Raw genomic sequence first — 26192 nt, forward strand, 5'->3', positions numbered from 1 at the left:
CTAAAATTAAAGTCTGCAGAAAATAATGCTGTTAGATTACGCATACTATTAATTATAAAATTTAATTACTTTTGACTCTCATTTATTAAATGAGGTTTACGCTTAGGCGGAAATAGAAAAAAACCAAGCATTCCATGAAAAAAGAAGATTGTTTTTACTTAGGTAAAATTGTAAAAAAATACAGTTTTAAAGGCGAAATTTTAGCCAAACTAGATACAGACGAACCGGATATTTACGAAAATTTAGATGCTATATTTTTAGAACTCCGTAATAACTTGGTACCTTTTTTTATTGAAAGCTCTCAGTTACACAAATCTGAACTACTTCGCATTAAATTTGAAGATGTAGACGAAGAAGCCGATGCCGATGCTATAATGAAAAGTGGCCTTTATTTACCTCTAGATTTGTTACCAAAACTAGAAGGTGATAAGTTTTATTTTCATGAAGTTATTGGCTTTACTGTTGAAGATATAAATTTTGGAACCGTTGGTGTTATTAAAGCTATTAACGACTCTACAGCACAATCGCTTTTTGAAATAGACCGAGATGGTATTGAAATTTTAATACCCATGAACGATGAGTTTATCAATAAAGTAGATCGAAAAAACAAAACGATTATAGTAGAAACTCCAGAGGGTTTAATTGATTTATATCTAGAAGAATAAAATTCGTCTTAAAATTTTTTCAAAAAAATGTTTTCTATGAGCAAGCCATTCAAATTCAAAGAATTTAGCCTTAATCAAGATCAATGTGCTATGAAAATTGGTACAGATGCTGTTTTACTTGGCGCTTGGGCTAGCTTAGAAAAAAATCCGTTTGCTATTCTAGATATTGGAGCCGGAACTGGTGTTTTAGGCTTAATGCTCGCACAACGCAGTTATGCCGAAGTTATCGATGCTATAGAAATTGATGATGATGCTTACGAGCAATGTGTCGATAATTTTGAGCAATCCCCATGGGCAGATCGATTATTCTGCTACCATGCCTCTTTAGAAGAGTTTGCTGAAGAAATCGATGATGAATACGATTTAATAATCTGCAATCCGCCATTTTATGCCGAAGATTATAAAACCGAGAATGAATCGCGCGATTTAGCTCGTTTTCAAGACGCTATGCCTTTTAATCATTTATTAGAAAGTGTATCTGTTTTGCTCTCTCCAGAAGGTAGTTTCAATGTTATCATTCCTTTTAATGAAGAAGACAACTTTATTGCATTAGCTAAAAATGTCTTATTATATCCTAACAACATTTGCCGAGTTAAGGGTAATCCTGAAACTGAAGTTAAACGAAGTATGCTAACGTTTTCCTTCAGCGAAAGCGAAACTACTAACACAGAACTTATTATTGAAACTGATAGACATCAATACACCCAAGATTACATTAATTTAACTAAAGATTTTTACTTAAAAATGTAATCGATTTACTAATTATTCTTTAAATTTGATAGTGTAATTTGTTTTATTCTTAATAAAAGAAGTTTTTTAGTAAAGAACCTATAATCTCGTTTACGTTTTATAAGTACAACGTGGTTAATAGAATCCTCTTTTTACTAAGCTTTCTACTTTGAATAAAACTTAAATCTTAGCTATGAAACCAGATTTATTTGAAGCTCCCGATTATTATAATTTAGACGATTTATTATCCGATGAACACAAACTAATTCGTGATACAGCTCGTGCTTGGGTAAAACGAGACGTCTCTCCTATAATAGAAGAATATGCACAAAAAGCAGAGTTTCCTAAACAAATAATAGGTGGCTTAGCAGAAATTGGAGCCTTTGGTCCATACATACCTCTGGAATATGGTGGCGCCGGTTTAGACCAAATAAGCTACGGTTTAATTATGCAAGAAATTGAACGCGGCGATTCTGGTGTGCGTTCTACTGCTTCGGTACAATCGTCTTTAGTGATGTACCCAATCTGGAAATATGGTAACGAAGCACAACGTCAAAAATATTTGCCAAAACTAGCTAATGGCACATGGATTGGTTGTTTTGGATTAACCGAGCCCGACCATGGCAGTAATCCGTCAGGAATGGTTACTAACTTTAAAGATAAAGGTGACCACTATTTATTGAATGGTGCAAAAATGTGGATTTCGAATGCGCCTTTTGCAGAGATTGCAGTTGTTTGGGCTAAGGATGAAAATGGACGTATCCATGGCTTACTTGTGGAGCGTGGCATGGAAGGTTTTTCTACTCCAGAAACCCATAATAAATGGTCGTTACGGGCTTCGGCAACTGGCGAATTAATTTTTGATAATGTACAAATTCCGAAAGAAAATTTATTACCTAACAAATCTGGTTTAGGCGCACCTCTTGGCTGTTTGGATTCTGCGCGCTACGGTATTGCTTGGGGAGCTATTGGTGCCGCTATGGATTGTTATGATACAGCGCTACGCTATAGTAAGGAGCGTATACAGTTTGGAAAACCTATTGGACAATTTCAATTACAGCAAAAAAAACTAGCCGAAATGATTACAGAAATCACCAAAGCGCAACTTTTAACTTGGCGTTTGGGTGTTTTACGTAATGAGAATAAAGCGACTTCTGCCCAAATATCAATGGCTAAACGCAATAATGTAGATATGGCTATAACCATTGCTCGCGAGGCTAGACAAATGCTAGGTGGTATGGGAATTACTGGCGAATATTCTATTATGCGTCACTCTATGAATTTAGAAAGTGTTATTACTTACGAGGGAACTCACGATATACATCTATTAATCACAGGGTTAGATATTACAGGATTTAACGCTTTTAAGTAGATTTGTTAAATATTTATATATTAAACGGCCTTTTCCTTAAATTTTTAAGATTACTGACATTTGACATGTTTTGTATGCGCTTTACGTTTTATATTTACGTAGAATAGAACCCTTTACACGGTTTAAAAGCATAAAACAGCATTATGGAAGAATCTAGAAAAGACATCGTTCAATTTATCAATCTACAATTAGCATCATTAGGGCAGCCTATTTACAGAGACAAAAAAGATAGTTTAGAAAAGTTTGGTGATTCAAAATTTGAAGAACTAACGAGCGGCTTAATAAAGAGCATTCGTGAAAAATCTCGGCTTTTAGCAAATCACCATTCACCTGTTGATACTAGAATTCAAAATTTTATAAACGATTATCTCCAAGATATTTCTATCGACAAACCTTACGTATTACCTAACGATACACTTATTTTGTCGAAAAAAGGACACGCAAGAGAAATTAGCTTACCACCAGATGGAAACTCATTCCAGAGTAACAACGTAACATCGCATAGAATAAAACAAGGTATTTTAAATAATCCGTTACACGATAAACGGACAACAAAAGGTACGTTTCATATTGTGGAAGGTAATTTACCTGTTCCTTTAGATAAAAAGGAAGTTCCGAAAATTGCTTTTGCTCACTTTCTAAACGCTGCTTTTAATCCTTCAGATGAATTAAAAACATTGCCCTTTACTTCTAATCAAGAAGATAAGGCAAAAACAATAGTATCCATGCTATTAAGACCTATGGTCTGTCCGGAAGTTCCAAATGTTATTTCTAAAAAATCTTTAGAAGTCCGTTTTTTTGCTCCAGGAAGTTTAGTAAGTAATTTAGATTTTGTTGAATCTATTTTCGGAAATGCTGGCAACCCCAATTTAGCTGAAAACGACGCTGGATTAGACACAGAACATTGGACAGGGCATACAGGATGTATTATTCTAGCGCCGCAATTAAGAACCTTAAAAAAGAAAGATGTAGGATTACCACATATTGATGATGCTACCGAACGTCAGAAAAAAGAAGGCATGTGCTGGAAAAATGACGATGAGCTTTACAATGAAGGTGGTGCCTTTAAAATTACCTGTAGAGACGACAGAGGTGTTGTTGTTACTATTATTGCCGATAATTATTACGGGTATTCTAAAAAAGAAATAAAAACACAAATAAGCTATAGTGCTAATTTATTTGGACTTGTTGAAGAAGAACACTCAGGAGGAGCTATTGCTTACCCTAGAGGTGTTATGGGGGCCATTGTAGATGGTGTTGCGTTTTCTGGGAAACATGGCGACAATTTCACGTTTGAAGATGTTAAAACATATTTAGGCGATAGAATTGAAATTCAACCAGAAAATTATGCGATAGATAAAAAATACCCGGACATTATTTACATTCCAGAAGCATCTTACATTAATACAAACACGAATAGCATTACCTGGAAGCATAACGGAAAAGAGCACAAACTTAAGCTATCGCCTAAAAAGAAATATGTTCACCCAACGGGTAATAAATTTACTTTAGAAAAACACCCAGCCATTCCTCTTTGGCGTATAGTAAACACTATGGCCGAAGGCATATTCTGCCATAAACCTTGCACGGTTTCTGGAGGTGGTAAATCTGAAATTTCAAAATCTATGTTAAACGCTATTACATATAGCACGTTCAATATTAGAGATATTGATGAAGATTTTAAAAAGGCCGATGAAATAATTGAATTCAACTATTCCAAACGTTGGAAAGATTACGACCCTACTCTACCGCCATCACGAAGTTTTTTAAGTAAAGGAAGAACCTTAGGTTCGGCTGTAAAATTATTAACACCATCGGATGAATGCTCTGATGAATACAACGACTTTGTAACCAACATCCCGGTACACATCCGTTCCTTAGTTCTTTTTGTAAAACGTCTTTACCGCCAAGATTTCGAAGATTTAAATTGGAAAGATTGCATGTCGGTAGAATTTATCAATGGCAAAAAAGGAACTGGTTTACTCTACAATAACACACCTGTTGTTGGTAGTTATGTACGTATTGGGTTTAATGAAAACGGTAATTGGTTACTAAATAAATTACGCTCAGATTTTTCTGCAAGTATAAAAATTCAAACTGAAGATGATATTTCTGCTTCAATAACAATTCCACGTGAGCGCTTTAAACATCTAAGTCCTAAGTTTCAAAACAAGAGCTTAAAGGTTGTCGCAAATTGTGAATCGTACTTGTTCCAAAGGCCAGATGAAGCCATTGTTCGAGGGTATGATAAAAATGCAGAAAGAGATATTGTATCTCCAAACACATACTTAACAAATTACGAGCTACTTAAAAAGAAAGACGCCATTGAAATTTATGAAGACACCATCAATTTTGATAAATATACACAACCTGTAAAAGACTTAATTATTAGCGTTATTAAGAGTCCAAACGAGGAAGAGTATTTTGCATTACCATCGCATACTAGAATTGTAGATGGAGAACCAACTAAAAACCCACGTTACTTAGAGCGTAATATAAATACTGAGGAAACTAAAGAAAGTTATTTAGGTGAAATTGGTATTCGATTATTCCGTAAAATCCCATCTGAAGACCCCGTAATTCAAGTTGTGAATGCCGTGCTACCAGGACGTAGAAATAATCCTGCCGACAGAAAAGCAGGCATACGCCCATTGGCAGTTTACAACCCAATACATTATCAGGAAACACCAGAATTATTCATGGATTTTATTTGTAGCTTAACAGGTAAATCTCCATCTACAACTGGAGCGGGATCGGAAGGTGCTTTAACAAAAAGCCCTTTCAATATGTTAACTCCAACAACCGATTTAAACAATGCCTTATTATCACATATTTTAACAGAATCTGATGCGTTTAGCACTGCTGCGGGTTATGTTGGCGGAGAAAATAAAGTAGATCACGATATTAGTTTACTTATACCCGAGATTTGGGCACGTTTAACTCCAGAAGATAGAGACCCTAAGCAATTAATAGAACATGGTGCACTAGAAAAAATTGAAGATTTTGAACATAATGGAAAAACTATTTTAGCTAGTAGATTGGGTTACAGAATTACAAAAACGTTCTCTTTAAGATGTCTAAATCGCTTGTTTGATGAGCCAACAGCTGTTTTCAACGAAAAAATGCTAAAACCAGAATTACAAGGTTTAGAAGATTATGTAGATGGAATTAATAATATTGTTGAAGCGCAAGAAAAGGTAGCTTTAAGTTATTTTGAAGATGGTAGCATTACATCGGCCATTCCGCCATTAAAAATTCTATTAAATATTATGGCTTATGGTTCGTATGAAGGTAAACAAATTAGCGACCCAGAATTACGTAAATATTTTGACAGAGATTATGTTTTAAATAGCGATTGGTATAAAGAGCGTTTATTACTTAAACAACAAAAAGACCTGAGCTTTTATGAAGCACAAATAACCTATTTGCAAGATTTCATGCAAAACCCCAATAATGATATTCTTGTTTCTGAAATGAATATAGAAGATCGTTTACATGCCGCTAAGGAACATTACAGCAATGTAATATCTAAAGAGTATTTAAAGGAATTAGCGGGTACTATTGGCGCAGATCCGTTGTATAGACATTAAAGTATTCTTTTCTTAATTGATTAAAAAGCGTTTCGAAATTGAAACGCTTTTTTTTATGATTTTCATTTTTATAATCTAAACCGTATCTTTAAAATAAAAAAATGAAATTGAAATTGGCTTTACTTTCTATACCATTTATCGTTTTTATGCTGCTGGCATGTTCTGAGAACTCAACCATAACACCACAAAAAGAAACTATGGAAATAGAAGTTCCCGAAATAAATTCGATTAAAATACTAGCTTTAGGTGATAGTTATACCATAGGCCAAAGTGTATGCGATACCTGTAGATTTCCTGAGCAATTAAAATCTCAGCTGCTTCCAAAATTAGAATTAATTAATGCAATAGAACTAGAAATTATTGCTCAAACAGGATGGACAACCTCTAACTTAATTAGCGCAATCGAGAATAAACCTGAAACGGAAAATTTTGACTTAGTAACGCTTTTAATAGGCGTTAACAATCAATACCAAGGAAAAGCCTTCTCTATTTACAGCAATGAATTTCCGCAGCTCATTAATACAGCTATTAGTAAAGCAAAATCTAATAAGACTAATGTAATCGTTATATCTATTCCAGATTATGCTTTTACACCAGTTGGTAAAGAATTTGCAAACGTATCCGAAGACATAGATACTTATAATTCTTTTGCAGAAAACTATTGCTCAAAAAACAATATTAGCTTTGTGAATATCACAGATATTACTAGGTTAGGCTTCACAGACCCTACCCTTGTTGCTTCAGATGGTTTACATCCTTCGGAATTAGCTTATGCTAAATTTGTAGAGCGACTATTACCTGTAGCTCTTGAGAAACTCAAAAAAGAATAAAGCCGGTGTTAATAGTAATGTCTCCCATGCTTTTTACTTCTTTCATCAAAGAGATAATGAATATGCTCTCTGAAAATTTGTTACATTTACCTTATGTTTTCAGCCAGAAAAAGATTAGATAATGCTTATAAAACTGCTAAAATCATCGACTTTGATGATGATAGCAAGTTTATACTCTTTAGTGATTGCCACCGCGGCGATAATAGTTTTGCCGACGATTTCTCGAACAATAGAAACATTTATTATCATGCTTTAAAGCATTATTACGATGAAGGATTTCAATATTGCGAAATTGGTGATGGAGATGAGCTTTGGGAAAACCTGTCGTTTAAATCTATTTTAGACGCTCACAAAAATGTCTATATGCTTTTAAAAAACTTCCACAAAGGCAATAGATTGCATATGATTTGGGGAAACCATGATATGGTATACAGAGACCCGAGCTATGTTAAAAAGCACCTATCCACTTATTTTGATCCGAAAACGGGTAAAGATGAAGAGTTGTTTACAGATATAAAATATCACGAAGGCATTGTTTTAAAACATTGTTCTACTAGCCAAGAAATATTTTTAACGCATGGTCACCAAGCCGATTGGTGGAACTATTTATTCTGGAAATGGAGTCGTTTTATGGTTCGCGTATTATGGAAACCCTTAAATGTTATGGGAATTGCCGACCCCACGAGTCCTGCTAAAAACTACACCGAACTTATAAAGGTAGAACGAAAAACGAAAAATTGGATTACCGATAATAACAACTTAGTAACTGTAGTTGGCCATACACACAGACCTCGTTTTCCAGAACCAGGAGACATTGCGTTTTTTAATGATGGCAGCTGTGTACACCCTAGAAGTATTACAGGAATAGAAATTGAAAAAGGAAAAATTTCACTTATAAAATGGAGCATAGCCACCAAAGATGATGGTACGCTACAAATTATTAAAGATATTTTAGAAGGACCTAGAGACTTAATTGCTTATAAAACGTCTGTTTAAGTAGTAGCAAAATGGAATGCGGCATTGGCATGAATGGTTGTTGTATCGAAAACAGGCACGCTTACATCCTTTTGCTGTATAAGTAATGGAATTTCAGTACACCCCAAAATAATACCTTCTGCTCCAGTTTGTATTAATTTCTGAATGATTTTAAGATAAATGGCTTTTGAATTTGATGTTAATTTTCCTTTAGATAATTCATCATAAATAATTCTATGAATTTCATTTCTATCATCTAACTCTGGAATTATAGTTTCTATACCAAAGGTTTTTAAAACATCAATATAGAATGTCTTTTCCATAGTATATTTTGTTCCTAATAGCGCTACTTTTTTTAAACCTTTACTTAATATTTGTTTTGAAGTTGCTTCTGCAATATGTATTACTGGAATGTTCACAGCTGCTTCCACAGCACCAATAGTTAAATGCATGGTATTAGCGCAAATTAAAATACAAGCAGCTCCTGCACGCTCTAAACTTAATGCTGAGCTACTCATTACTTCATTTAATATATCCCACCTATTTTCCGATTGTAATTTTGAAATTTCTCCAAAATCTACTGAATTAACAACAACTTTAGCAGAATGTGGTTCACCATACTTGGACGCCGCTAATTGATTTAAAACTCGATAGTATAACACTGTAGATTCGGGAGTAATGCCTCCAATTAAGCCTATTGTTTTCATATTATTAAAAATAGTGCTATTCCATCAACTTACAAAACAAAAAAAGCCAGAACTTAAGTTCTGGCTTTTTTATAATTTATAAAGTTAATTTTTAATTATTTCAACTTTTTCTTAACCTCAACTTCATGGAATGCTTCTATTACATCGCCTTCCTTGATATCGTTGTAATTTTTAATTTGCATACCACAGTCGTAACCTTTAGTAACTTCTTTAGCATCATCTTTAAATCGTTTTAACGATGTTAATTCACCAGTATACACAACTACACCATCACGTATTAAACGGATACCTGCATTACGTGTTATTTTACCGTTCGTTACCATACATCCTGCAATAGTACCAATTTTAGATACTTTAAACATTTCTCTAATTTCTGCTGTACCTAAAATCTCTTCTTTCAACTCTGGAGATAACATACCTTCCATTGCATCTTTAAGATCATTAATAGCATCGTAGATAATAGAATATGTACGGATATCGATTTCTTCTTTATCGGCAATCATTCTTGCGTTTCCAACAGGTCTAACGTTAAAGCCGACAATAATAGCATCGGAAGCCGAAGCTAACAATACATCACTTTCTGTAATGGCTCCAACACCTTTATGAAGGATATTAACTTGAATTTCTTCAGTAGATAATTTTTGGAACGAATCGGTTAATGCCTCAACAGAACCATCAACGTCACCTTTAAGGATAATATTTAATTCTTGGAAGTCACCAAGTGCAATACGTCGTCCAATTTCATCTAATGTAATATGACGCTGTGTTCTAACAGATTGCTCACGTTGTAACTGTGCTCGTTTAGAAGCAATTTGTTTCGCTTCACGTTCATCTTCAAATACATTAAACTTATCACCTGCTTGTGGAGCACCATCTAAACCTAAGATAGAAACTGGTGTTGATGGCCCTGCAGCTACAACATCGTTTCCACGCTCATCATGCATGGCTTTTACTTTACCACTATTTCTACCTGCTAAAACATAATCACCAACACGAAGTGTTCCGGCTTGTACTAGTATAGTTGATACGTAACCTCTACCTTTATCTAAAAAGGCTTCTACTACAGTACCTACTGCTGCTTTTTCAGGATTTGCTTTAAGCTCTAATAATTCGGCTTCTAGCAATACTTTTTCTAATAATTCTTTAACACCAGTACCTACTTTAGCAGAGATATCGTGTGATTGTATTTTACCACCCCAATCTTCTACCAAAAGATTCATTTGTGCTAAACCTTCTTTAATTCTTTCTGGGTTAGCATCTGGCTTATCTATTTTATTAATTGCAAATACAATTGGTACTCCAGCAGCTTGCGCATGTGAAATAGCCTCTTTTGTTTGCGGCATAATATCATCATCGGCAGCGGCTACAATAATAGCGATATCGGTAACTTGAGCACCACGAGCACGCATGGCTGTAAAGGCCTCGTGACCCGGTGTATCTAAGAAGGCAATTTTTTGTCCATTCTCTAACTCTACGCCATAAGCTCCAATATGCTGTGTAATACCACCAGACTCTCCTGCGATTACATTCTCTTTACGAATATAATCTAGAAGCGATGTTTTACCGTGATCTACGTGACCCATTACTGTAACAATTGGCGCACGTAATTTTAAATCTTCCGGTTTATCTTCTATTTCTTCAATTGACTCTTCAATATCAGCAGTAACAAACTCTACTTGATAACCAAACTCATCGGCTACAATAGATAATGTTTCAGCATCCAAACGTTGGTTCATGGTAACCATCATACCTAACGACATACATGCCGAAATAATTTGAGTTACACCAACATCCATCATGGTTGCCATTTCGCTTGCCGTAACAAACTCGGTCACCTTAATGATTTTGCTTTCAGCTGCTTCTATTTGCTGATCAATTTCAGTTTGTTCTCTATGCTTGTCTCTTTTATCTCTTCTATTCTTAGCACCACGACCTTTGCTTGATTTCCCTTGAAGTTTCTCAAGTGTTTCACGCACTTGTTTTTTTACATCTTCTTCACTAGGTTCTTCTTTAACAATATTACGACGTCCTGGACCTGTTCCTGGTTTGCCTTTGAAACGATCATTTCCACCTGGCCTGTTGTTTCCTCCAGATCTATTATCTCCAGGAGCTCCAGCTTTACTAATACGACGACGTTTTTTCTTGTTTGCCGCTGCACCTGCTGCAGGTTTCTTTTCTACAGGTTTCTTTTTAGGCTTATTAAATTGAGATAAATCAATTTTATCACCAGCTATTTTTGGTCCTGTAAGTTTTTGGTATTGTGTTTTTACCTTTTCTTCAGGAGTAACAACTTCACCATCAACAATGATGCTTTCTTGTTTTTCTATTTTCTCTGTTGCAACTTGTTTAACTTCCGCCTTTGGAGTTGTTGCAGCTTTTGCAGCTGGCTTATCTTCAACTTTAGGCTTAGTTTCTTCGGTTTTAACAGGTTCTTTTTTAACCTCTTCAACTGGTTTTGCTACTTCAGGAGCAACTGCTTCTTCCTTAGCAACCTCTTTAGCGACTTCTTTAACAACCTCTTGTTTTTCAACTTTAGGCTCAACCACTTCTGGTTTAACCTCAGTTGCAGGTTTTGGAGTTTCTTTTTTACCTTCTAAATCAATTTTACCAACCTGCTTAGGTCCGGTAAGTGGCTTAGTTGCTTTAATAATCTCCTCTCTTTTGGCAGCTGCTTTTTGCTTTTCTTCAAGTTCACGCTCGCGTTGCTCACGTAACACTTCTTTCTCTTTTAGTTTTGCTTCACTAACCTCTAAAGATGCCACTTTTTTACTTGCGTCTGTTTGAAACTCATCGGAAAGAAATTTATATGTTTCCTTTGATATTTTCGTAGTCGGACGCTTCTCTATTTCGACACCCTTAGAATCTAAAAATTCTACGGCACGATCGAGAGATATGTTAAGCTCGCGTAATACTTTATTTAATCTAATTGTTTCAGCCATAATTGCCTTTAAAATACTCAAATATATATATTATACCAATTCTATCATAAAATTAAGGAACATCAAACGATAATTTCTTATAATTTTTATGAAATTGATATTATTCTTCGAATTCTTCTCTTAAAATCCTAATAACGTCATTAATGGTTTCTTCCTCTAAGTCCGTTCTTTTAACTAAATCTTTCACCTCTTGTTCTAAAATACTTTTAGCGGTGTCTAATCCAGCTTTACTAAATTCATCAATAATCCATGATTCGATTTCATCAGAGAATTCACGTAATTCTACATCTTCCTCTGCGCCTTCTCTAAACACATCGATCTCGAAGCCTGTAAGCTGCCCTGCTAAACGGATGTTATGACCGCCTCTACCAATAGCTTTACTTACTTCTTCTGGTTTTAATATTACCTCAGCACGTTTTGTTTCTTCGTTTAATTTAACAGAAGTTACACGGGCTGGGCTTAATGCTCTAGTAACAAACAATGGTAAGTTACTAGTATAATTGATTACATCAATATTTTCGTTTCCTAATTCACGAACAATACCGTGAATACGAGACCCTTTCATACCAACACAAGCTCCTACTGGATCAATTCTATCATCATAAGAATCTACAGCTACTTTTGCTTTTTCACCTGGAATTCTTACTACTTTTTTAATGGTAATTAAACCATCAAAAACTTCTGGAATTTCTTGTTCGAATAATTTCTCCAAAAACACTGGAGAACTTCTCGACATAATTATTGTTGGTTTCGCGCCTTTAAGCTCTACACTATCAATTACACCACGAACGTTATCTCCTTTTCTAAAGAAATCTGATGGAATCTGTTTATCTTTTGGAAGTACAATTTCATTCCCTTCATCATCTAGCAAAATTACTGCTCTATGGCGAATATGGTGAACTTCTGCTGTATAAATCTCTCCTACTAAATCTTTAAAATGCTTAAATACAATAGTGTTATCGTGCTCATGTATTTTAGAAATCAAGTTTTGGCGTAATGCTAAAATAGCACGACGACCTAAATCGATAAGTTTTACCTCTTCCGATACATCTTCACCTACTTCAAAATCAGGTTCAATCTTGCGAGCTTCCGATAACGAAATCTCTTGATTTTCTTCCTCAACCTCACCATCAGCTACAACGACTCTATTTCTCCAAATTTCTAAATCGCCTTTATCTGGATTTACAATAATATCAAAATTATCATCATCTCCAAATTTTCGTTTTAAAGCACTTCTAAAAACATCTTCTAAAATAGCCATTAACGTTACTCTGTCAATAAGCTTATCGTCTTTGAATTCTGAAAAAGAATCAATTAACGCAATATTTTCCATAACTGGTTTCGATTTAAAATTTTATCACAACTTTTGCTTCTATAATATCTTGATAAGCAATATTCGCTTGCTTATTTACCGTCACTTTACCTTTACCTACTGGCTTAGGTTCTCTAGCTTTCCATTCTAGTTGAATATCGTTTTCGGTCGCGTTTGTTAAAACACCTTCTATTTCTTCGGCACTTGTACGCACACTAAGCGTTCTATTTATATTTTTTACATACTGGCGTCGATCTGTCAATGGAGCTGTTGCTCCTGCCGACATTACTTCTATAGAATAATCATGCTCTTCACTATCTAAATCATTCTCAACAAACCTGCTAATAAAAATGCAGTCTTCAACTAAAACGCCGTTATCACCATCGATAACAATGTTTATATGGTTTTCGGCACTAATAGCTAAGCTGATAAGAAATAAATCTTGTCGCTCTGCTAACGCCTCTTCGAGTAAGTTTTTTACGGTAGTTTTTAACATTTTCTAGTATAAAAAGAGGGGACTTTCTGTCCCCTCATTTCCTTAATTCGCCTTTCAACGGTGCAAATATATAACATTTTATTGATTTTTAAAGGAATATTTCATAAATTTAGCTATGCCACAGCTTATATTACAACCTAATAAGTGTACATTTAAGCTTTGTATCTGTTCTACAGATAATGTCTTAACCAACTACTAAACACCCCATAACTTTATGAAAAAAATTCTCGTTCCCACAGATTTTTCCGACCAAGCCGAAAATGCTTTAAAGGTTGCCGCCCAATTGGCACGAACTTATGATTGCGAAATTTATTTATTACATATTATTGAATTACCAATAGATCAGGTTGATGCTCTAAACTCGCATAGCGACTTTCCTGAAGCTTTGTTTTTTATGAAATTAGCACACAAAAAATTTGAAGCCCTAAAAAAGAAAGATTACTTAAAAGACATTACCGTACATGAAACAGTTGATTTTCACGAAATTTTTAAAGGGATTTTTCATGTCAGTAAAAAACATGATATTGATTTAATTATTATGGGATCTAATGGTGTAAGCGGATTGAAAGAAATGCTTATTGGAAGCAATACTGAAAAAGTTGTAAGAACATCGGAAATACCGGTTTTGGTAATAAAAAATGAACACAAATCTTTCAAAGTTGACAACTTCGTATTCGCTTCCGATTTTAAAGAGGAAAGTATACCTAGCTATGAAAAATCGCTTCAGTTCGCTAAAATTTTTAACGCTAAAATGCATTTACTTTTAGTGAACACACCAAATAATTTTATGACCTCGGGAGAAGCTAACGGAAGAATGCAAATCTTTTTAGATGCATTCGATTTCCCCGAACTTAGCAAAAATATTTATAACGACATCAATATTGAAAGTGGTATTATGAATTTTTCAGAATCCATTTCCGCGAACTTAATAGGCATGAGTACTCATGGCCGACAAGGTATTTCGCACTTTTTTAATGGCAGCATTAGTGAGGATCTAGTAAACCACGCAAAACGCCCCGTAATTACTTTCAAAATTTAAAAACATTAAGCAATCTGCTTTAATAAAGTTTAAGGCAGATTGTTTTTTATGCATCAGGATTTTTACTTCTTATGTTTTTATACACTTTAAAACCGAGCATAATTAAAACACCTAAAACAATAATTCCTACAACACCCCAAACCCAATTAATTGCACTCTTTAGAATAACTAAAAACACAACAGCAAAAAGTATAAACGTGGCACCTTCGTTCCAAATACGCATAAAACTAGATGTTTTATTCACTATACCATTTTGCAACTGCTTAAAATATTGATGTGTTTTTAAATGATAAATAAAAAGTAAAACCACGAAAGTAAGCTTAACATGCATCCACGGTTGCTCCAACCAAAACGGCTGTAGAATCATTAACCAAACAGCAAAAATAGTACACAAAATAGCTGACGGCCAAGTTATGATATACCATAAGCGCTTCGTCATAATTTGCAACTGCTTACCCAAAATCTCTTTATCTGGTGATGGTTTATGATGTGCTTCAATTTGATACACAAAAAGCCTTGGAATGTAAAACAAACCTGCAAACCATGTGACAACAAAAATAAGGTGAAACGATTTTATATAATTATAATATTCCATAATTGAGTTATTTTGTAGTTTTCAATATTAAATCTCTTCGTATTTCACGATTTAAAAAATATGCCGTAACTATTGTTGCGAGTAAATCGGAAATAGGGAACGACATCCAAACCCCTAATTCTCCGTAAAATTTTGGCAATATTAGTATCAGTGGAATAAAAAAGAAACCTTGCCTAGATAAGGTAAGTAACAAAGCAGGTGTTGCTTTACCTATAGCCTGAAAATATGCGGCACCAATAAGTTGCACCGCTATAATTGGAGTTGCTGCAAATACCCAACGCATTGCATTTGGCGTTTGCGCAATAACATCTAGATTGGTGGTAAACACTTTGGTTATAGATATTGGAAAAACCATGAGTAAAATAAAAATAAGTGTTGCTAAAATAGCAGCATACTTTATCGCTATATTTATACTCTCTCTAACACGCTCATAATTGTGAGCACCATAATTAAAACCAGCAATAGGCAAAAACCCTTGCGTAATACCAAACACCGGAAATAAAGCAAACATTAGCATTCTACCCACAATGGCATAGGCCGTAACCGATGTTTCACCACCTAAATCGAATAAAATATTATTCATAAATAAATAAGTAACACTTACTACAGCTTGGCGCGCAAGTGTAACAAAACCTAAAGACGCTATCTCTTTTACTACAGGAAAATTTAACCCCAGATGAGCTCCACTAATTCTTAACTCTGAGTTTTTAGAAATGAAAAACCACACAATAAACCCAAAAGAAAAAAGGTAAGAAATACTAGTTGCCCAAGCAGCACCTTCCATCCCAAACCCCATGACATTAATAAGAATATAATCTAAAATTAAATTACTCACCGATGGCAACATCATAGCATACATAGCAAATTTAGGCTTCCCTTCTGCCCGCATCACATTATTCCCTAACATGGAAAATGCCAAAAACGGCACTCCATAAAGTACAATTTTATAATAGATTTTTGCCGGCTCGAAAATAGCACCTTTCCCTCCAAAGGATAAAATAATATTGTCTACAAAGAGTAAACCTAAAATAACCATAGAAACCACAATTAACAACGTAAGTGTTATTTGATTCCCAAAGGTTTTTAAAGCTTTTTCGTAATTTGAAGCGCCAAGCGCACGCGATATTATTGAAGCACCTCCAATACCAATACTCATCCCTAGAGCCGCTATAAAAAACGAAACAGGCAAGACTATATTTATAGCTGCAATAGCGATAGACCCAATCCATTGCCCAACAAAAACAGTGTCAACCAAAATATTTAGCGACATTACTAACAAACCAATAGACGCAGGAACGGCTTGCTTAACCAATAATTTACTTATGGGTTGCGCACCAAAACCATCGGAGGGTACTTTTGACATTATTAAGCAGTGATTTTAGACTCAGCCCAAGTATTTATCCATTTAGAAAGTAACGCTACAAACTCATCGTCATCATTCAAACATGGTACAGTTGTAAAATCTTTACCACCCACCTCATGAAAAATCTCTTGACCTTCCATTGCTATTTCTTCGAGAGTTTCTAAACAATCGCTAACAAACGCTGGTGTAATAATCGCCATATTTTTCACACCGCTCTTACCCAAACGCTCAATAGTTCTATCGGTATAGGGTTGCAACCATGGATCGAAACCTAAACGTGATTGGAAGGAAGTTGAAAACGCTCCTTCTTTAAATTGAAGCCTTTCACCCACCAAACGGGTCACCTCTAAACATTGATGTTTATAGCAATACTCATGAGCTTTACTAGGTGTTATACAACAACTTTTATCAATTTTACAATGGGACTGTGTCACATCACTTTTTCTAATGTGCCTTTCAGGAACACCGTGATATGAGAACAAAACGTGATCGTAGTTTTTACCTTCTAAATGTTTTTTAATAGAATTTGAAAGTACTTCAATATAATCTGGCTTATTATAAAATGCCGGAACAGATTCTATTTTTAAACTTGGAAAAAACTCCTGGCGCAACTCTTCAGTTAAAACGGTAATAGTTTCAGTAGTTGCCATCGCAAATTGCGGATAAAGCGGAAAAAGCAAAACCTCCTCTACACCTTTATCAACCAATTCCTGCAGTCCTTTTTTAATTGTCATGCTTCCATAACGCATTGCCAAAGCAACAGGGTATTCTACTTGTTTTTGAATTTTATTTTGAAGTCTTTCTGAAAGCACAATAAGCGGAGAGCCCTCGTCCCACCATATCTTTTTATAAGCTGCAGCAGATGCCTTTGGCCTCGTCTTTAATATGATACCTTTAACCAAGGCAGCTCGTGCTATATATGGAATATCAATAACACGCTCGTCCATTAAAAACTCGCCTAAATACTTTTTTACGTCTTTTGGTTCTGGACTTTCTGGAGAACCAAGATTGACAAGTAATATACCTTTTTTCATTTATTTTATTTATCTAAACAATATAAGATTCCACCTAAAAGATGCTGCTTAAATTCTGGATTTGAGTAAGATGCTATAGTATGTCCCATTCCTGTGTAAAACATTTTGCCTCCATCGAATTCCTGACACCATGCTATAGGGTGAAAATCACCATTTTCTCCACCTTTATAACTCGATTCATCTAATTCTAATAGCACATGTAAGTCTTTACTAATATTTTTAAAATTATACCACTCATCGTAGTGCGTCCAAGGGCTAGGCAAATGTTTTGTAGCCTTGTGCTTATTATCTTTAACACGCATAGTAGCCTCGGTTTGCTTTGGATGACTTATAAAATAAGCCCCAACTAATTTACCATACCATGCCCACTCGAATTCTGTGTCTGTTGCAGCATGAACACCTAAGAAACTTCCGCCTTTATTAATATATTTTTTAAAACCTTGCTCTTCTTTAGCATTCAAAACATCTCCTGTAGTATTTAAAAAAATAATTAAGTCGTACTTTTTTAATTTCTTATCTAAAAACACTGCAGCATCCTCTGTGTGCGTTACTGTAAAATTATTTTCTAAGCCTAACGCCTCAATAGCTTTTACCCCAGTTTCAATAGATTTATGTCTAAAGCCGGCTGTTTTTGAAAAAACTAACACTTTATCGGCAGCATAACTGGTTAACGTGAAAAATGCTAAAAACGCAATTAATAATACTCTCATTTATTTGTCTTTTATTTGGTTTTATTTAGTTGCTCGTGGTATAGTTTAGGTCGCGCTTCTATATAATCACAATCTTGAAAAATTCCGCATGATGTGCTTGACCTTGCTAAAGTTTTCGTGTTTGCAAATTTCGCTAAAGCAGCAATTTCTGGTGTTAAATATTTCATTTTTTTATTTTATTTCAGAAGAAACCTTGTTTAATTAATCACTTCTATTATTTACGATGTTAAAGACATCACATATTTTTTAGGCGTGGTGCCATATTTCTTTTTAAAAGCTGCTATAAAATGACTCGATGTGCTATAACCTACCTTTAAACCAACTTCATTTACATTATCATTACCGGCTTCAAGTAGCTTTCTTGCTACTTCCATCTTATAGTCGAATAAAAAACTAAAAACTGAGTCGCCATAAATTTGTTTGAAGCCTTCTTTTAATTTTTTAATATTTAATCCAATTTCATCAGCAAGCTCCTGTAAACTTGGTGGCTCTGCTATTCGAGAAATCACAATATCTTTTGCCTTTCTAATTTTTATAACATTAGTTTCATCTACCAAAAAAGGACATTGTTCAACATCGGCATCTTCGTTCCTATTAAAATACAAACTTAAAAGCTCGTAGGCTTTACCTTTGAAATATAAGTTTTTTATTGAAAGGTTGAGATTATAATTTATAAGTTGATTTAAAACTATAGCCATAGATGGCGAAATAACACCATCTTTATAATACTTTTTATCTTTATTATCATCACTTAAAAAAGTAATATACCCCGCTTCTTGAGAAAACAAACCATGAAACTTCTTGATTGAAATCAATATAGAAACCATCCAAGAGTTCGGTTCAATTTTTAAATTTATTGGTAAATCCCGTTGTGGATTGTACAACAGTAAAGAATTTTCTTCAAGAATACTTAAAGTATACCGCCCTTCATTAAACACAAACTGACTGGAGCCTTTAAGACAAAAATGAAATTGTATAAAATCGCTATGTATATCTTTTACAATGTTTTGCGTTTCACTTTCATCATTTTTATACATTAAAACCGTAAAACCCTCATCTACCTCTGTTTCCAAAAACGACCTTTGAGCGTTACTTTTCTGGGTATTGACAGCGCTATTTTTATTCATCTTATTTAGATTGGTTCTAAATTAATCACTTCAAATCATCCGATTTCATTACAAAAATATGATATTTATCACATTTAGAGCAAAAACAACGTTAAAAAACCACAAACGACACTAAAAGTTCTTTGAGCGTTACTTTTTAAGTCACCTTCCGTATATTTTTGCCACACATTTTTAACCAACGCATGCAACAGTATAACGTTTCAAAAAGCAGTTACTTTTATGCTATTGGCTTAAGTTACAAAAAAGCCGATGCAGATATTCGTGGACATTTTAGTCTGAGCGAAGAAGGTAAACTTGCACTTTTAAATCAAGCTAAAGAAAATAATATTGAAAGTTTGGTAGTTACTTCTACTTGTAACAGAACTGAAATTTACGGTTTTGCACAGCACCCTTTTCAGCTTATTAAATTACTTTGCGATAATACACGGGGTACCGTTGAAGAGTTTCAGGAAGTGGCTTACATCTATAAAAACAAAGAAGCTATATCGCACATGTTTCGTGTAGGTTCTGGTTTGGACAGCCAAATTCTTGGTGATTTCGAAATTATTAGTCAGTTAAAAATTAGTGCTAGACTATCTAGAAAACATGGATTACTTAATCCCTTTTCTGAACGTTTAATAAACGCTGTAATACAAGCTAGTAAACGTATTAAGAATGAAACTGAAATTTCATCTGGAGCCACATCGGTTTCTTTTGCTTCGGTACAATACATTTTTAATGAAGTTAAAGATATTACCAATAAAAATATTCTTCTTTTTGGAACTGGTAAAATTGGTAGAAATACTTGCGAAAACTTAGTAAAGCATACCAAAAACGAACATATCACTTTAATAAATAGAACTAAAACGAAGGCAGAACAAATAGCCGGAAAATTTAATCTATTAGTTAAAGATTACTCGAATTTACAGGAAGAAATAACCGATTCGGATATTTTAATTGTAGCTACCGGAGCCCAACGCCCAACTATTGATAAACACATTATACAAAGCAATAAACCGCTTTTAATTTTAGATTTATCGATTCCAAAAAATGTAGATGAAAATGTATTAGAATTAGACGGTGTTAAATTGGTACATTTAGACCATTTATCTCAAATTACCGATCAAACTCTAGAAGCTAGAAAGCAACACATTCCTTCCGCGGAAGCGATTATAGAAGAAGTAAAAGAAGAATTTAACGGTTGGCTAGAAACACGAAAATTTGCACCAACTATTAAGGCTCTAAAACATAAACTGAATGGTTTTGCAACGGCAGAATTAGATACACAACGTAAAAAAATATCAGATTTTAACGAATCTCAAGCCGAAATAATCAGCAACAACATCATTCAGAAAATCACAAATCATTTTGCGCATCACTTAAAAGATGATGACGTTTCTACAGACGAAAGTCTTGAACTTATTAAAAAAGTGTTCCAATTAGAACCTTCTACAAAAAATGTCTAAAATTATAAAAATTGGTACTCGCGATAGCGAATTAGCGTTATGGCAAGCCAAAATAGTACAAAGTCAACTCGAACATTTAGGTCATAAAACACAGTTAGTCCCTGTAAAATCTACAGGTGATTTAGTTTTAGACAAACCTCTATATGAGCTAGGTATAACCGGAATTTTTACAAGAACATTAGATATCGCTATGCTAAATAACGATATCGATATTGCTGTACATTCCTTAAAAGACGTACCGACGCTTTTACCAAAGGGTATTGTACAAGCTGCCGTATTAAAACGTGGAAATGTAAAAGATACTTTGGTTTTTAAAGACAATGAAGAATTTTTAGGCTCTAAAGATGCCGTTATTGCAACAGGTAGTTTACGTAGACGTGCACAATGGTTAAATCGTTTCCCAACGCATACTATCACAGATTTACGTGGTAATGTAAATTCGCGTTTAGAAAAACTAGAAAACAGCGATTGGAACGGTGCTATTTTTGCAGCTGCTGGTATTGGACGTATTGGAATTAGACCAGAAGATGCTATTAATTTAGATTGGATGATTCCTGCGCCAGCTCAAGGCGCAATTATGATTACGGCTCTAGAAGATGATGAAGAAACTCGAGCTATTTGCGCAGAATTAAACCACGAAGAAACTGAAATCTGTACAACCATAGAGCGCGAATTTTTAAATAAATTGGAAGGCGGATGTACAGCACCTATTGGAGCCTTAGCTTATATAAAAGATGAAGAAATAACCTTTACAGGTGTTTTACTAAGTCCTGACGGAACAAAACGTATTGATGTTACTCGGGTTAAAAAATTAGGTGAGCATAATGATATTGCACAATACTGCGCCGATTTTGTAATAGAACGCGGCGGTAAACGCTTAATGGATAGCATAAAAGATGCTGATAGAAAAACAAATGTATATTCTACAAAATCTTTAACAGAAGACCAACGTTTATTGTTTCATGAAAAAGTAAAATCTGAAAGTACCGATGTGGTTAAAATTAGTTTAAACCGTATTCATCCAAGATTTTTAAAACAAGAAATACAAAACGTCGTAATTACTAGTAAAAATGCAGTAGAATCGCTTACAACAAATTACTCGGCTGTTGAACTACAGTTTAAAAACATTTACTGTGTTGGACGTAGAACCAAACGTCTAGTTGAAAACAGAATTGGTAAAGTAAAACATTCTGAAAATAACGCTAAAAAACTAGCTGAATACTTAGTAGACTATATGGAAGGTGCCGAAGTTACTTATTTCTGTAGCGACATTAGATTAGATGCTTTACCAACTATTTTAAGTGAAAATAACTTAAAAGTTAACGAAATTGAAGCCTACCAAACAAAATACGATGGTGTAAAAGTTAGCGACTCAGTAGAAGCGGTTATGTTTTATAGCCCTTCTACGGTTGAAAGTTTTACACAAAAAAACAATAAAGAAGTTATTGCTTTTTGTATTGGCGAGACTACAGCAGGGGAAGCCAGAAAGCATTTTGATGATGTTCGTGTAGCAAAAGTACCAACGGTAGAAAGTGTTATCGAGTTAGTGAACGAACACTATATCTAATAACTAACTTGCTGTTATTTTAAAAACAGGTTTTCTTAATAAACCAGTATATTTAAAATGCCTAAATTAAAAAAACAATCATTATTAAATTACGTGTATCGCTTTTTCGATATAATCGTATTATTTTTTATTGTTTTTGATTTTGGTTATGACCATGCCGATAACTATACATCGCCACATGTTTTTTGGTTAATTGCTCTATCCATATTGTTACTTGCATTTAACACACTAAAGCTTTTTATTTACAAATATAAAAACAACAAACGCGTCGCCATAGTTAACATAGCAATTATCTCGCTATTACTCGTAACTTCTATACTGGTTTCATTAACGCATATTAATAACGACTACCATTTTATTTTGCAAAAAATTAAGCCCATATTAGAACTAGGGCTTATTTTGTATTTCCTATTGAGGCTACTTGTATTGGTACGGTACATTTACGAAGTCTACTTTAACCCAGCCATTGTGTTTGTAGGTAGTTTTTTAATTCTAGCTATTCTCGGTGCCTTTTTACTTATGCTACCGAGTGCCACCCTAAACGGTATCACTTTTACAAACGCACTTTTTACAGCAACGAGTGCCGTTTGTGTTACAGGACTAGCTGTTTTAGACACCAGCCACGATTTCACGGTTATAGGGCAATCTATCATACTTGTCCTAATTCAATTAGGTGGATTAGGCATTCTAACGTTCACATCATTTTTCGCGTTCTTTTTTAGAGGAAGCTCTTCGTTTAAAGAAGGCTTAAACACTAAAGATTTTATTGCGCAAGATGGTTTAAAAGATGTCTTTAGAGCAGCTTTAAACGTGGTTATATTTACCATGTCTCTAGAACTTATTGGCGCCCTATTTATTTATTTTTCCATACAAGGCAACAGTGTTATTCAAGACAAATTATTCTTTTCAATTTTCCATTCTATCTCGGCATTTTGTAATGCAGGATTTTCCATTTTACCATCAGGATTGTTTGAAGAGAGCATTCGTTTTAATTACGGCTTTCAGTGGGTAATTATGATGCTTATTATCTTTGGTGGTCTTGGCCACAACATCATTTTTAATTTCTACAAAAAAATTAAGGTTTCATTATTTGAAATATTTGAAAGAGATGCTGTGCATAAACGGATTCCGATAATTACATTAAACACCAAAATTGTAATTTATACTACATCTATTTTATTATTTGTAGGCTGGGTATTTTTCTTTATTTCAGAATACAACAACACGATGCTAGAGCACACCACAATAATTGGCAAGCTAACAAACGCAGCCTTTAATTCTGTTAGTCCAAGAACTGCCGGATTTAACGTTATTGATTATAGCAATATGACTATACCATCACTTTTATTCGTTATATTTTTAATGTGGATTGGTGCTTCGCCTGCTTCAACCGGAGGTGGGATAAAAACAAGTACCTTTGCTTTAGCAACCTTAAATATTATTGCAACGGCAAAAGGTAAAAGTCGTATTGAAATTTTCGGAAAACGGTTCTCAGCAGAGTCAACATCGAGAGCCTTTGCTATTTTATGTATTTCGCTTATTGTAATAGGTTTTTCTATAATGGCATTATTAATATTCGAACCAAAAGACACTCCGCTATTAACAGCTGCTTTCGAGTGCTTTTCGGCTTATAGCACAGTAGGTTTAAGTTTAAATTTTACACCAACTTTAACAGAACCTAGTAAATATGTTATTATTTTAGTCATGTTTATCGGCCGTATCGGTATGCTCAACTTAATGATAGGTTTATTACGACAAATAAACCATCAATTTTACGAGTATCCAAAAGAGAATATTTTGATTAACTAAAAGGTTACTCAAAAATAAATAATTAATAAAATGAAAATAATTGTTATCGGACTTGGAAATTTCGGACATGCCTTAGCAATAAGCCTTACCGAAACAGGCAACGAAGTAATTGCCATAGACAAACAAATGGAAAAAATCAACTTGCTAAAAGATCAGGTTTCTTTTGCTATTTGTATGGATTCTACAAATGAACTAGCCTACAATGCTGTGCCGTTAAAAGATGCCGATAAAGTTGTTGTAGCTATTGGTGAAAATGAAGGAGCAGCAATAATTACCACAGCAATTGTTAAAAAATTATCCGATGTAAAAATTATTAGCCGAGCTCTTTCCCCTATTCACGATACTGTTCTAGAAGCCATGGGTGTTCATAGCATTATTCATCCTGAGCAAGATTCGGCTAACCGATTAACAAAACAAATAAATTTTAAATCTACCTTAGAAAATTATCAATTAGATAATAATTTCACCATTTCAGAAGTTAAAGCTAAAAAAGCATTCTTCGGAAAAACATTAAAAGAACTAGATACAACAAACAAATTTCAACTTACTTTAATTACCATAATTAGAGAAAGAGAAAAACATAATATTTTAGGTAAAAAACAAATTATAAAAGAAAGTATTGGTCGTGTTACTTCGGAAACCTTAGTACTCGAAAACGATGTTTTAGTAGTTTATGGCAATAACAAAGACATAGAAAACTACTGCATTGGCCAAGAAGAATACGATTTAAGAAATAAAAATATATAACATGATAAAGAACGATTTATTTTTACGAGCATTAAAAGGTGAAACTGTAGAGCGTCCGCCAGTTTGGATGATGCGCCAAGCCGGTAGATATTTACCAGAATTCATGGAAATTAAAGCAAAGTACGATTTTTTTACACGTTGCCAAACTCCAGAATTAGCAAGTGAAATTACGGTGCAACCCATTCGCCGTTTCGGTATGGATGCTGCCATTTTATTTAGCGATATTTTGGTAATACCACAAGCCATGAACATCGAAGTGCAAATGAAACCTAATTTTGGTCCATATTTACCAAACCCTATTCGTTCTCAAAAAGATGTAGACAACGTTATAGTGCCAGATGTTACTGTAGCTCTAGACTATGTTTATCAAGCTATAAAAGCAACGAAAGAAAAATTAAACGACGACATTCCTTTAATAGGTTTTGCAGGATCACCATGGACCATTTTATGCTATTGCGTACAAGGTCAAGGCAGCAAAAACTTCGATAAAGCCAAAGAATTTTGTTTTACAAATCCAGTTGCAGCTCACGGATTACTACAAAAAATTACAGACACAACTATTGCTTACTTAAAAGAAAAAGTAAAAGCCGGTGTTAACGCTGTTCAGGTATTCGATTCTTGGGGAGGCATGCTTTCTCCTGTAGATTATCAAGAGTTTTCTTGGCAGTATATCCAACAAATTATTGATGCATTAAAAGACGAAACTCCAGTTATCGCTTTCGGTAAAGGGTGCTGGTTTGCCCTAAACGAAATGGCCAATTCTGGTGCTTCTGCACTCGGTATTGACTGGACGTGTTCGGCTCGTAACGCACGTTATTTAACCGGCGGAAATATTACACTACAAGGTAATTTCGATCCAACACGCTTGTTTTCGCCTCCAGCAGAAATCAAAAAAATGGTACACCAAATGATTAATGAATTTGGCAAAGATAAATACATTGTAAACCTAGGGCATGGTATTTTACCAAACATCCCAATAGAAAATGCACGCGCATTTATCGATGCAGTGAAAGAATATAAAGTTTAAAGTTTTTTTGGGCGTTACCTAATTTTTTTAGTAACATTTTACCTAAACATGATATATATAGCTGTAAAAAATTAGGTCGCGCTTTTACTACTCGCTCCCTCCCGAAAAAGGTCG

General features: G+C 34.3%; 22 protein-coding genes. 12 read left to right on the forward strand and 10 right to left on the reverse strand.

Annotation, left to right across the window (positions count from 1 at the left end; all coding sequences use genetic code 11):
* Positions 1–134: 134 nt before the first annotated feature.
* The 6 genes from rimM (at position 135) to ACJJV4_RS06225 (ending at position 8182) form a co-directional block, all read left to right on the forward strand.
* Positions 135–665, forward strand: coding sequence for a ribosome maturation factor RimM (rimM, locus tag ACJJV4_RS06200; RefSeq protein ID WP_405292591.1), 531 nt, complete (start codon positions 135–137; stop codon positions 663–665).
* Positions 666–701: 36 nt separating this feature from the next.
* Complete coding sequence (locus ACJJV4_RS06205; protein WP_405292592.1) at positions 702–1415, forward strand: tRNA1(Val) (adenine(37)-N6)-methyltransferase; 714 nt, start codon at positions 702–704, stop codon at positions 1413–1415.
* Between the two features lie 172 nt (positions 1416–1587).
* On the forward strand, positions 1588–2766 hold the full coding sequence (locus ACJJV4_RS06210) for an acyl-CoA dehydrogenase family protein (RefSeq protein ID WP_405292593.1): 1179 nt from the start codon (positions 1588–1590) through the stop codon (positions 2764–2766).
* 143 nt (positions 2767–2909) lie between these two features.
* Positions 2910–6356: a hypothetical protein gene (locus ACJJV4_RS06215; RefSeq protein WP_405292594.1), complete on the forward strand. Its 3447-nt coding sequence runs from the start codon at positions 2910–2912 to the stop codon at positions 6354–6356.
* A gap of 101 nt (positions 6357–6457) precedes the next feature.
* On the forward strand, positions 6458–7186 hold the full coding sequence (locus tag ACJJV4_RS06220) for an SGNH/GDSL hydrolase family protein (protein ID WP_405292595.1): 729 nt from the start codon (positions 6458–6460) through the stop codon (positions 7184–7186).
* 93 nt (positions 7187–7279) lie between these two features.
* Positions 7280–8182 (forward strand): serine/threonine protein phosphatase, encoded by a 903-nt coding sequence (locus ACJJV4_RS06225; RefSeq protein ID WP_405292596.1) that lies wholly within the window; start codon positions 7280–7282, stop codon positions 8180–8182.
* On the opposite strand, the gene ACJJV4_RS06230 is transcribed toward ACJJV4_RS06225, so the two are convergent.
* The 4 genes from ACJJV4_RS06230 to rimP all read right to left on the reverse strand — a co-directional run bounded on the left by ACJJV4_RS06230 (position 8179) and on the right by rimP (position 13615).
* Positions 8179–8868 (reverse strand): aspartate/glutamate racemase family protein, encoded by a 690-nt coding sequence (locus ACJJV4_RS06230; protein ID WP_405292597.1) that lies wholly within the window; start codon positions 8866–8868, stop codon positions 8179–8181. The two genes, ACJJV4_RS06225 and ACJJV4_RS06230, sit on opposite strands and share 4 nt — an antisense overlap.
* Before the next feature lie 95 nt (positions 8869–8963).
* Positions 8964–11807, reverse strand: coding sequence for a translation initiation factor IF-2 (infB, locus tag ACJJV4_RS06235; RefSeq protein WP_405292598.1), 2844 nt, complete (start codon positions 11805–11807; stop codon positions 8964–8966).
* 100 nt (positions 11808–11907) lie between these two features.
* A complete protein-coding gene (gene nusA, locus ACJJV4_RS06240) occupies positions 11908–13140 on the reverse strand; it encodes a transcription termination factor NusA (RefSeq protein ID WP_405292599.1) in 1233 nt (410 codons plus the stop codon).
* Positions 13141–13153: 13 nt separating this feature from the next.
* Positions 13154–13615: a ribosome assembly cofactor RimP gene (gene rimP, locus ACJJV4_RS06245; protein ID WP_405292600.1), complete on the reverse strand. Its 462-nt coding sequence runs from the start codon at positions 13613–13615 to the stop codon at positions 13154–13156.
* 214 nt (positions 13616–13829) lie between these two features.
* Here rimP and ACJJV4_RS06250 point away from each other — a divergent pair, with 214 nt between their 5' ends.
* Positions 13830–14654, forward strand: coding sequence for a universal stress protein (locus ACJJV4_RS06250; protein WP_405292601.1), 825 nt, complete (start codon positions 13830–13832; stop codon positions 14652–14654).
* A gap of 46 nt (positions 14655–14700) precedes the next feature.
* On the opposite strand, the gene ACJJV4_RS06255 is transcribed toward ACJJV4_RS06250, so the two are convergent.
* The 6 genes from ACJJV4_RS06255 to ACJJV4_RS06280 are packed head-to-tail and all read right to left on the reverse strand — an operon-like array spanning position 14701 to position 19483.
* Positions 14701–15249 (reverse strand): CopD family protein, encoded by a 549-nt coding sequence (locus ACJJV4_RS06255; RefSeq protein ID WP_405292602.1) that lies wholly within the window; start codon positions 15247–15249, stop codon positions 14701–14703.
* 7 nt (positions 15250–15256) lie between these two features.
* Entirely contained in the window at positions 15257–16612 is a 1356-nt protein-coding gene (locus tag ACJJV4_RS06260; RefSeq protein WP_405292603.1) for an MATE family efflux transporter, read from the reverse strand.
* Positions 16613–16614: 2 nt separating this feature from the next.
* On the reverse strand, positions 16615–17646 hold the full coding sequence (gene hemH / locus ACJJV4_RS06265) for a ferrochelatase (protein ID WP_405292604.1): 1032 nt from the start codon (positions 17644–17646) through the stop codon (positions 16615–16617).
* A 5-nt stretch (positions 17647–17651) separates the two neighbouring features.
* Positions 17652–18356 carry a ThuA domain-containing protein gene (locus ACJJV4_RS06270; protein WP_405292605.1) on the reverse strand — a complete coding sequence of 235 codons (705 nt, stop codon included), beginning with the start codon at positions 18354–18356 and terminating at the stop codon, positions 17652–17654.
* Positions 18357–18367: 11 nt separating this feature from the next.
* Positions 18368–18523, reverse strand: coding sequence for a hypothetical protein (locus tag ACJJV4_RS06275; RefSeq protein WP_405292606.1), 156 nt, complete (start codon positions 18521–18523; stop codon positions 18368–18370).
* 51 nt (positions 18524–18574) lie between these two features.
* Entirely contained in the window at positions 18575–19483 is a 909-nt protein-coding gene (locus ACJJV4_RS06280; RefSeq protein ID WP_405292607.1) for a helix-turn-helix transcriptional regulator, read from the reverse strand.
* A 182-nt stretch (positions 19484–19665) separates the two neighbouring features.
* Between ACJJV4_RS06280 and hemA the strand changes: the two genes are divergently transcribed.
* The 5 genes from hemA to hemE are packed head-to-tail and all read left to right on the forward strand — an operon-like array spanning position 19666 to position 26078.
* Positions 19666–20928 carry a glutamyl-tRNA reductase gene (hemA, locus tag ACJJV4_RS06285; protein WP_405292608.1) on the forward strand — a complete coding sequence of 421 codons (1263 nt, stop codon included), beginning with the start codon at positions 19666–19668 and terminating at the stop codon, positions 20926–20928.
* Positions 20921–22495, forward strand: coding sequence for a hydroxymethylbilane synthase (gene hemC, locus ACJJV4_RS06290; RefSeq protein WP_405292609.1), 1575 nt, complete (start codon positions 20921–20923; stop codon positions 22493–22495). Before hemA ends, hemC begins: the two co-directional genes overlap by 8 nt.
* A 57-nt stretch (positions 22496–22552) precedes the next feature.
* Complete coding sequence (locus ACJJV4_RS06295; RefSeq protein ID WP_405292611.1) at positions 22553–24304, forward strand: TrkH family potassium uptake protein; 1752 nt, start codon at positions 22553–22555, stop codon at positions 24302–24304.
* A 30-nt stretch (positions 24305–24334) separates the two neighbouring features.
* Positions 24335–25051 carry a potassium channel family protein gene (locus tag ACJJV4_RS06300; protein WP_405292612.1) on the forward strand — a complete coding sequence of 239 codons (717 nt, stop codon included), beginning with the start codon at positions 24335–24337 and terminating at the stop codon, positions 25049–25051.
* A 1-nt stretch (position 25052) separates the two neighbouring features.
* Positions 25053–26078 carry a uroporphyrinogen decarboxylase gene (gene hemE / locus ACJJV4_RS06305; protein WP_405292613.1) on the forward strand — a complete coding sequence of 342 codons (1026 nt, stop codon included), beginning with the start codon at positions 25053–25055 and terminating at the stop codon, positions 26076–26078.
* Positions 26079–26192: the final 114 nt, after the last annotated feature.

Source organism: Algibacter sp. Ld11, assembly GCF_045066735.1.
In the GTDB taxonomy this organism is placed as follows: domain Bacteria; phylum Bacteroidota; class Bacteroidia; order Flavobacteriales; family Flavobacteriaceae; genus Algibacter.

What these genes read in the sequence shown, in the direction of transcription:
- rimM (WP_405292591.1), top strand. Translation starts at nt 135, where the DNA reads ATGAAAAAAGAAGATTGTTTTTACTTAGGTAAAATTGTAAAAAAATAC.
- ACJJV4_RS06205 (WP_405292592.1), top strand. Translation starts at nt 702, where the DNA reads ATGAGCAAGCCATTCAAATTCAAAGAATTTAGCCTTAATCAAGATCAA.
- ACJJV4_RS06210 (WP_405292593.1), top strand. Translation starts at nt 1,588, where the DNA reads ATGAAACCAGATTTATTTGAAGCTCCCGATTATTATAATTTAGACGAT.
- ACJJV4_RS06215 (WP_405292594.1), top strand. Translation starts at nt 2,910, where the DNA reads ATGGAAGAATCTAGAAAAGACATCGTTCAATTTATCAATCTACAATTA.
- ACJJV4_RS06220 (WP_405292595.1), top strand. Translation starts at nt 6,458, where the DNA reads ATGAAATTGAAATTGGCTTTACTTTCTATACCATTTATCGTTTTTATG.
- ACJJV4_RS06225 (WP_405292596.1), top strand. Translation starts at nt 7,280, where the DNA reads ATGTTTTCAGCCAGAAAAAGATTAGATAATGCTTATAAAACTGCTAAA.
- ACJJV4_RS06230 (WP_405292597.1), bottom strand. Translation starts at nt 8,868, where the DNA reads ATGAAAACAATAGGCTTAATTGGAGGCATTACTCCCGAATCTACAGTG.
- infB (WP_405292598.1), bottom strand. Translation starts at nt 11,807, where the DNA reads ATGGCTGAAACAATTAGATTAAATAAAGTATTACGCGAGCTTAACATA.
- nusA (WP_405292599.1), bottom strand. Translation starts at nt 13,140, where the DNA reads ATGGAAAATATTGCGTTAATTGATTCTTTTTCAGAATTCAAAGACGAT.
- rimP (WP_405292600.1), bottom strand. Translation starts at nt 13,615, where the DNA reads ATGTTAAAAACTACCGTAAAAAACTTACTCGAAGAGGCGTTAGCAGAG.
- ACJJV4_RS06250 (WP_405292601.1), top strand. Translation starts at nt 13,830, where the DNA reads ATGAAAAAAATTCTCGTTCCCACAGATTTTTCCGACCAAGCCGAAAAT.
- ACJJV4_RS06255 (WP_405292602.1), bottom strand. Translation starts at nt 15,249, where the DNA reads ATGGAATATTATAATTATATAAAATCGTTTCACCTTATTTTTGTTGTC.
- ACJJV4_RS06260 (WP_405292603.1), bottom strand. Translation starts at nt 16,612, where the DNA reads ATGTCAAAAGTACCCTCCGATGGTTTTGGTGCGCAACCCATAAGTAAA.
- hemH (WP_405292604.1), bottom strand. Translation starts at nt 17,646, where the DNA reads ATGAAAAAAGGTATATTACTTGTCAATCTTGGTTCTCCAGAAAGTCCA.
- ACJJV4_RS06270 (WP_405292605.1), bottom strand. Translation starts at nt 18,356, where the DNA reads ATGAGAGTATTATTAATTGCGTTTTTAGCATTTTTCACGTTAACCAGT.
- ACJJV4_RS06275 (WP_405292606.1), bottom strand. Translation starts at nt 18,523, where the DNA reads ATGAAATATTTAACACCAGAAATTGCTGCTTTAGCGAAATTTGCAAAC.
- ACJJV4_RS06280 (WP_405292607.1), bottom strand. Translation starts at nt 19,483, where the DNA reads ATGAATAAAAATAGCGCTGTCAATACCCAGAAAAGTAACGCTCAAAGG.
- hemA (WP_405292608.1), top strand. Translation starts at nt 19,666, where the DNA reads ATGCAACAGTATAACGTTTCAAAAAGCAGTTACTTTTATGCTATTGGC.
- hemC (WP_405292609.1), top strand. Translation starts at nt 20,921, where the DNA reads ATGTCTAAAATTATAAAAATTGGTACTCGCGATAGCGAATTAGCGTTA.
- ACJJV4_RS06295 (WP_405292611.1), top strand. Translation starts at nt 22,553, where the DNA reads ATGCCTAAATTAAAAAAACAATCATTATTAAATTACGTGTATCGCTTT.
- ACJJV4_RS06300 (WP_405292612.1), top strand. Translation starts at nt 24,335, where the DNA reads ATGAAAATAATTGTTATCGGACTTGGAAATTTCGGACATGCCTTAGCA.
- hemE (WP_405292613.1), top strand. Translation starts at nt 25,053, where the DNA reads ATGATAAAGAACGATTTATTTTTACGAGCATTAAAAGGTGAAACTGTA.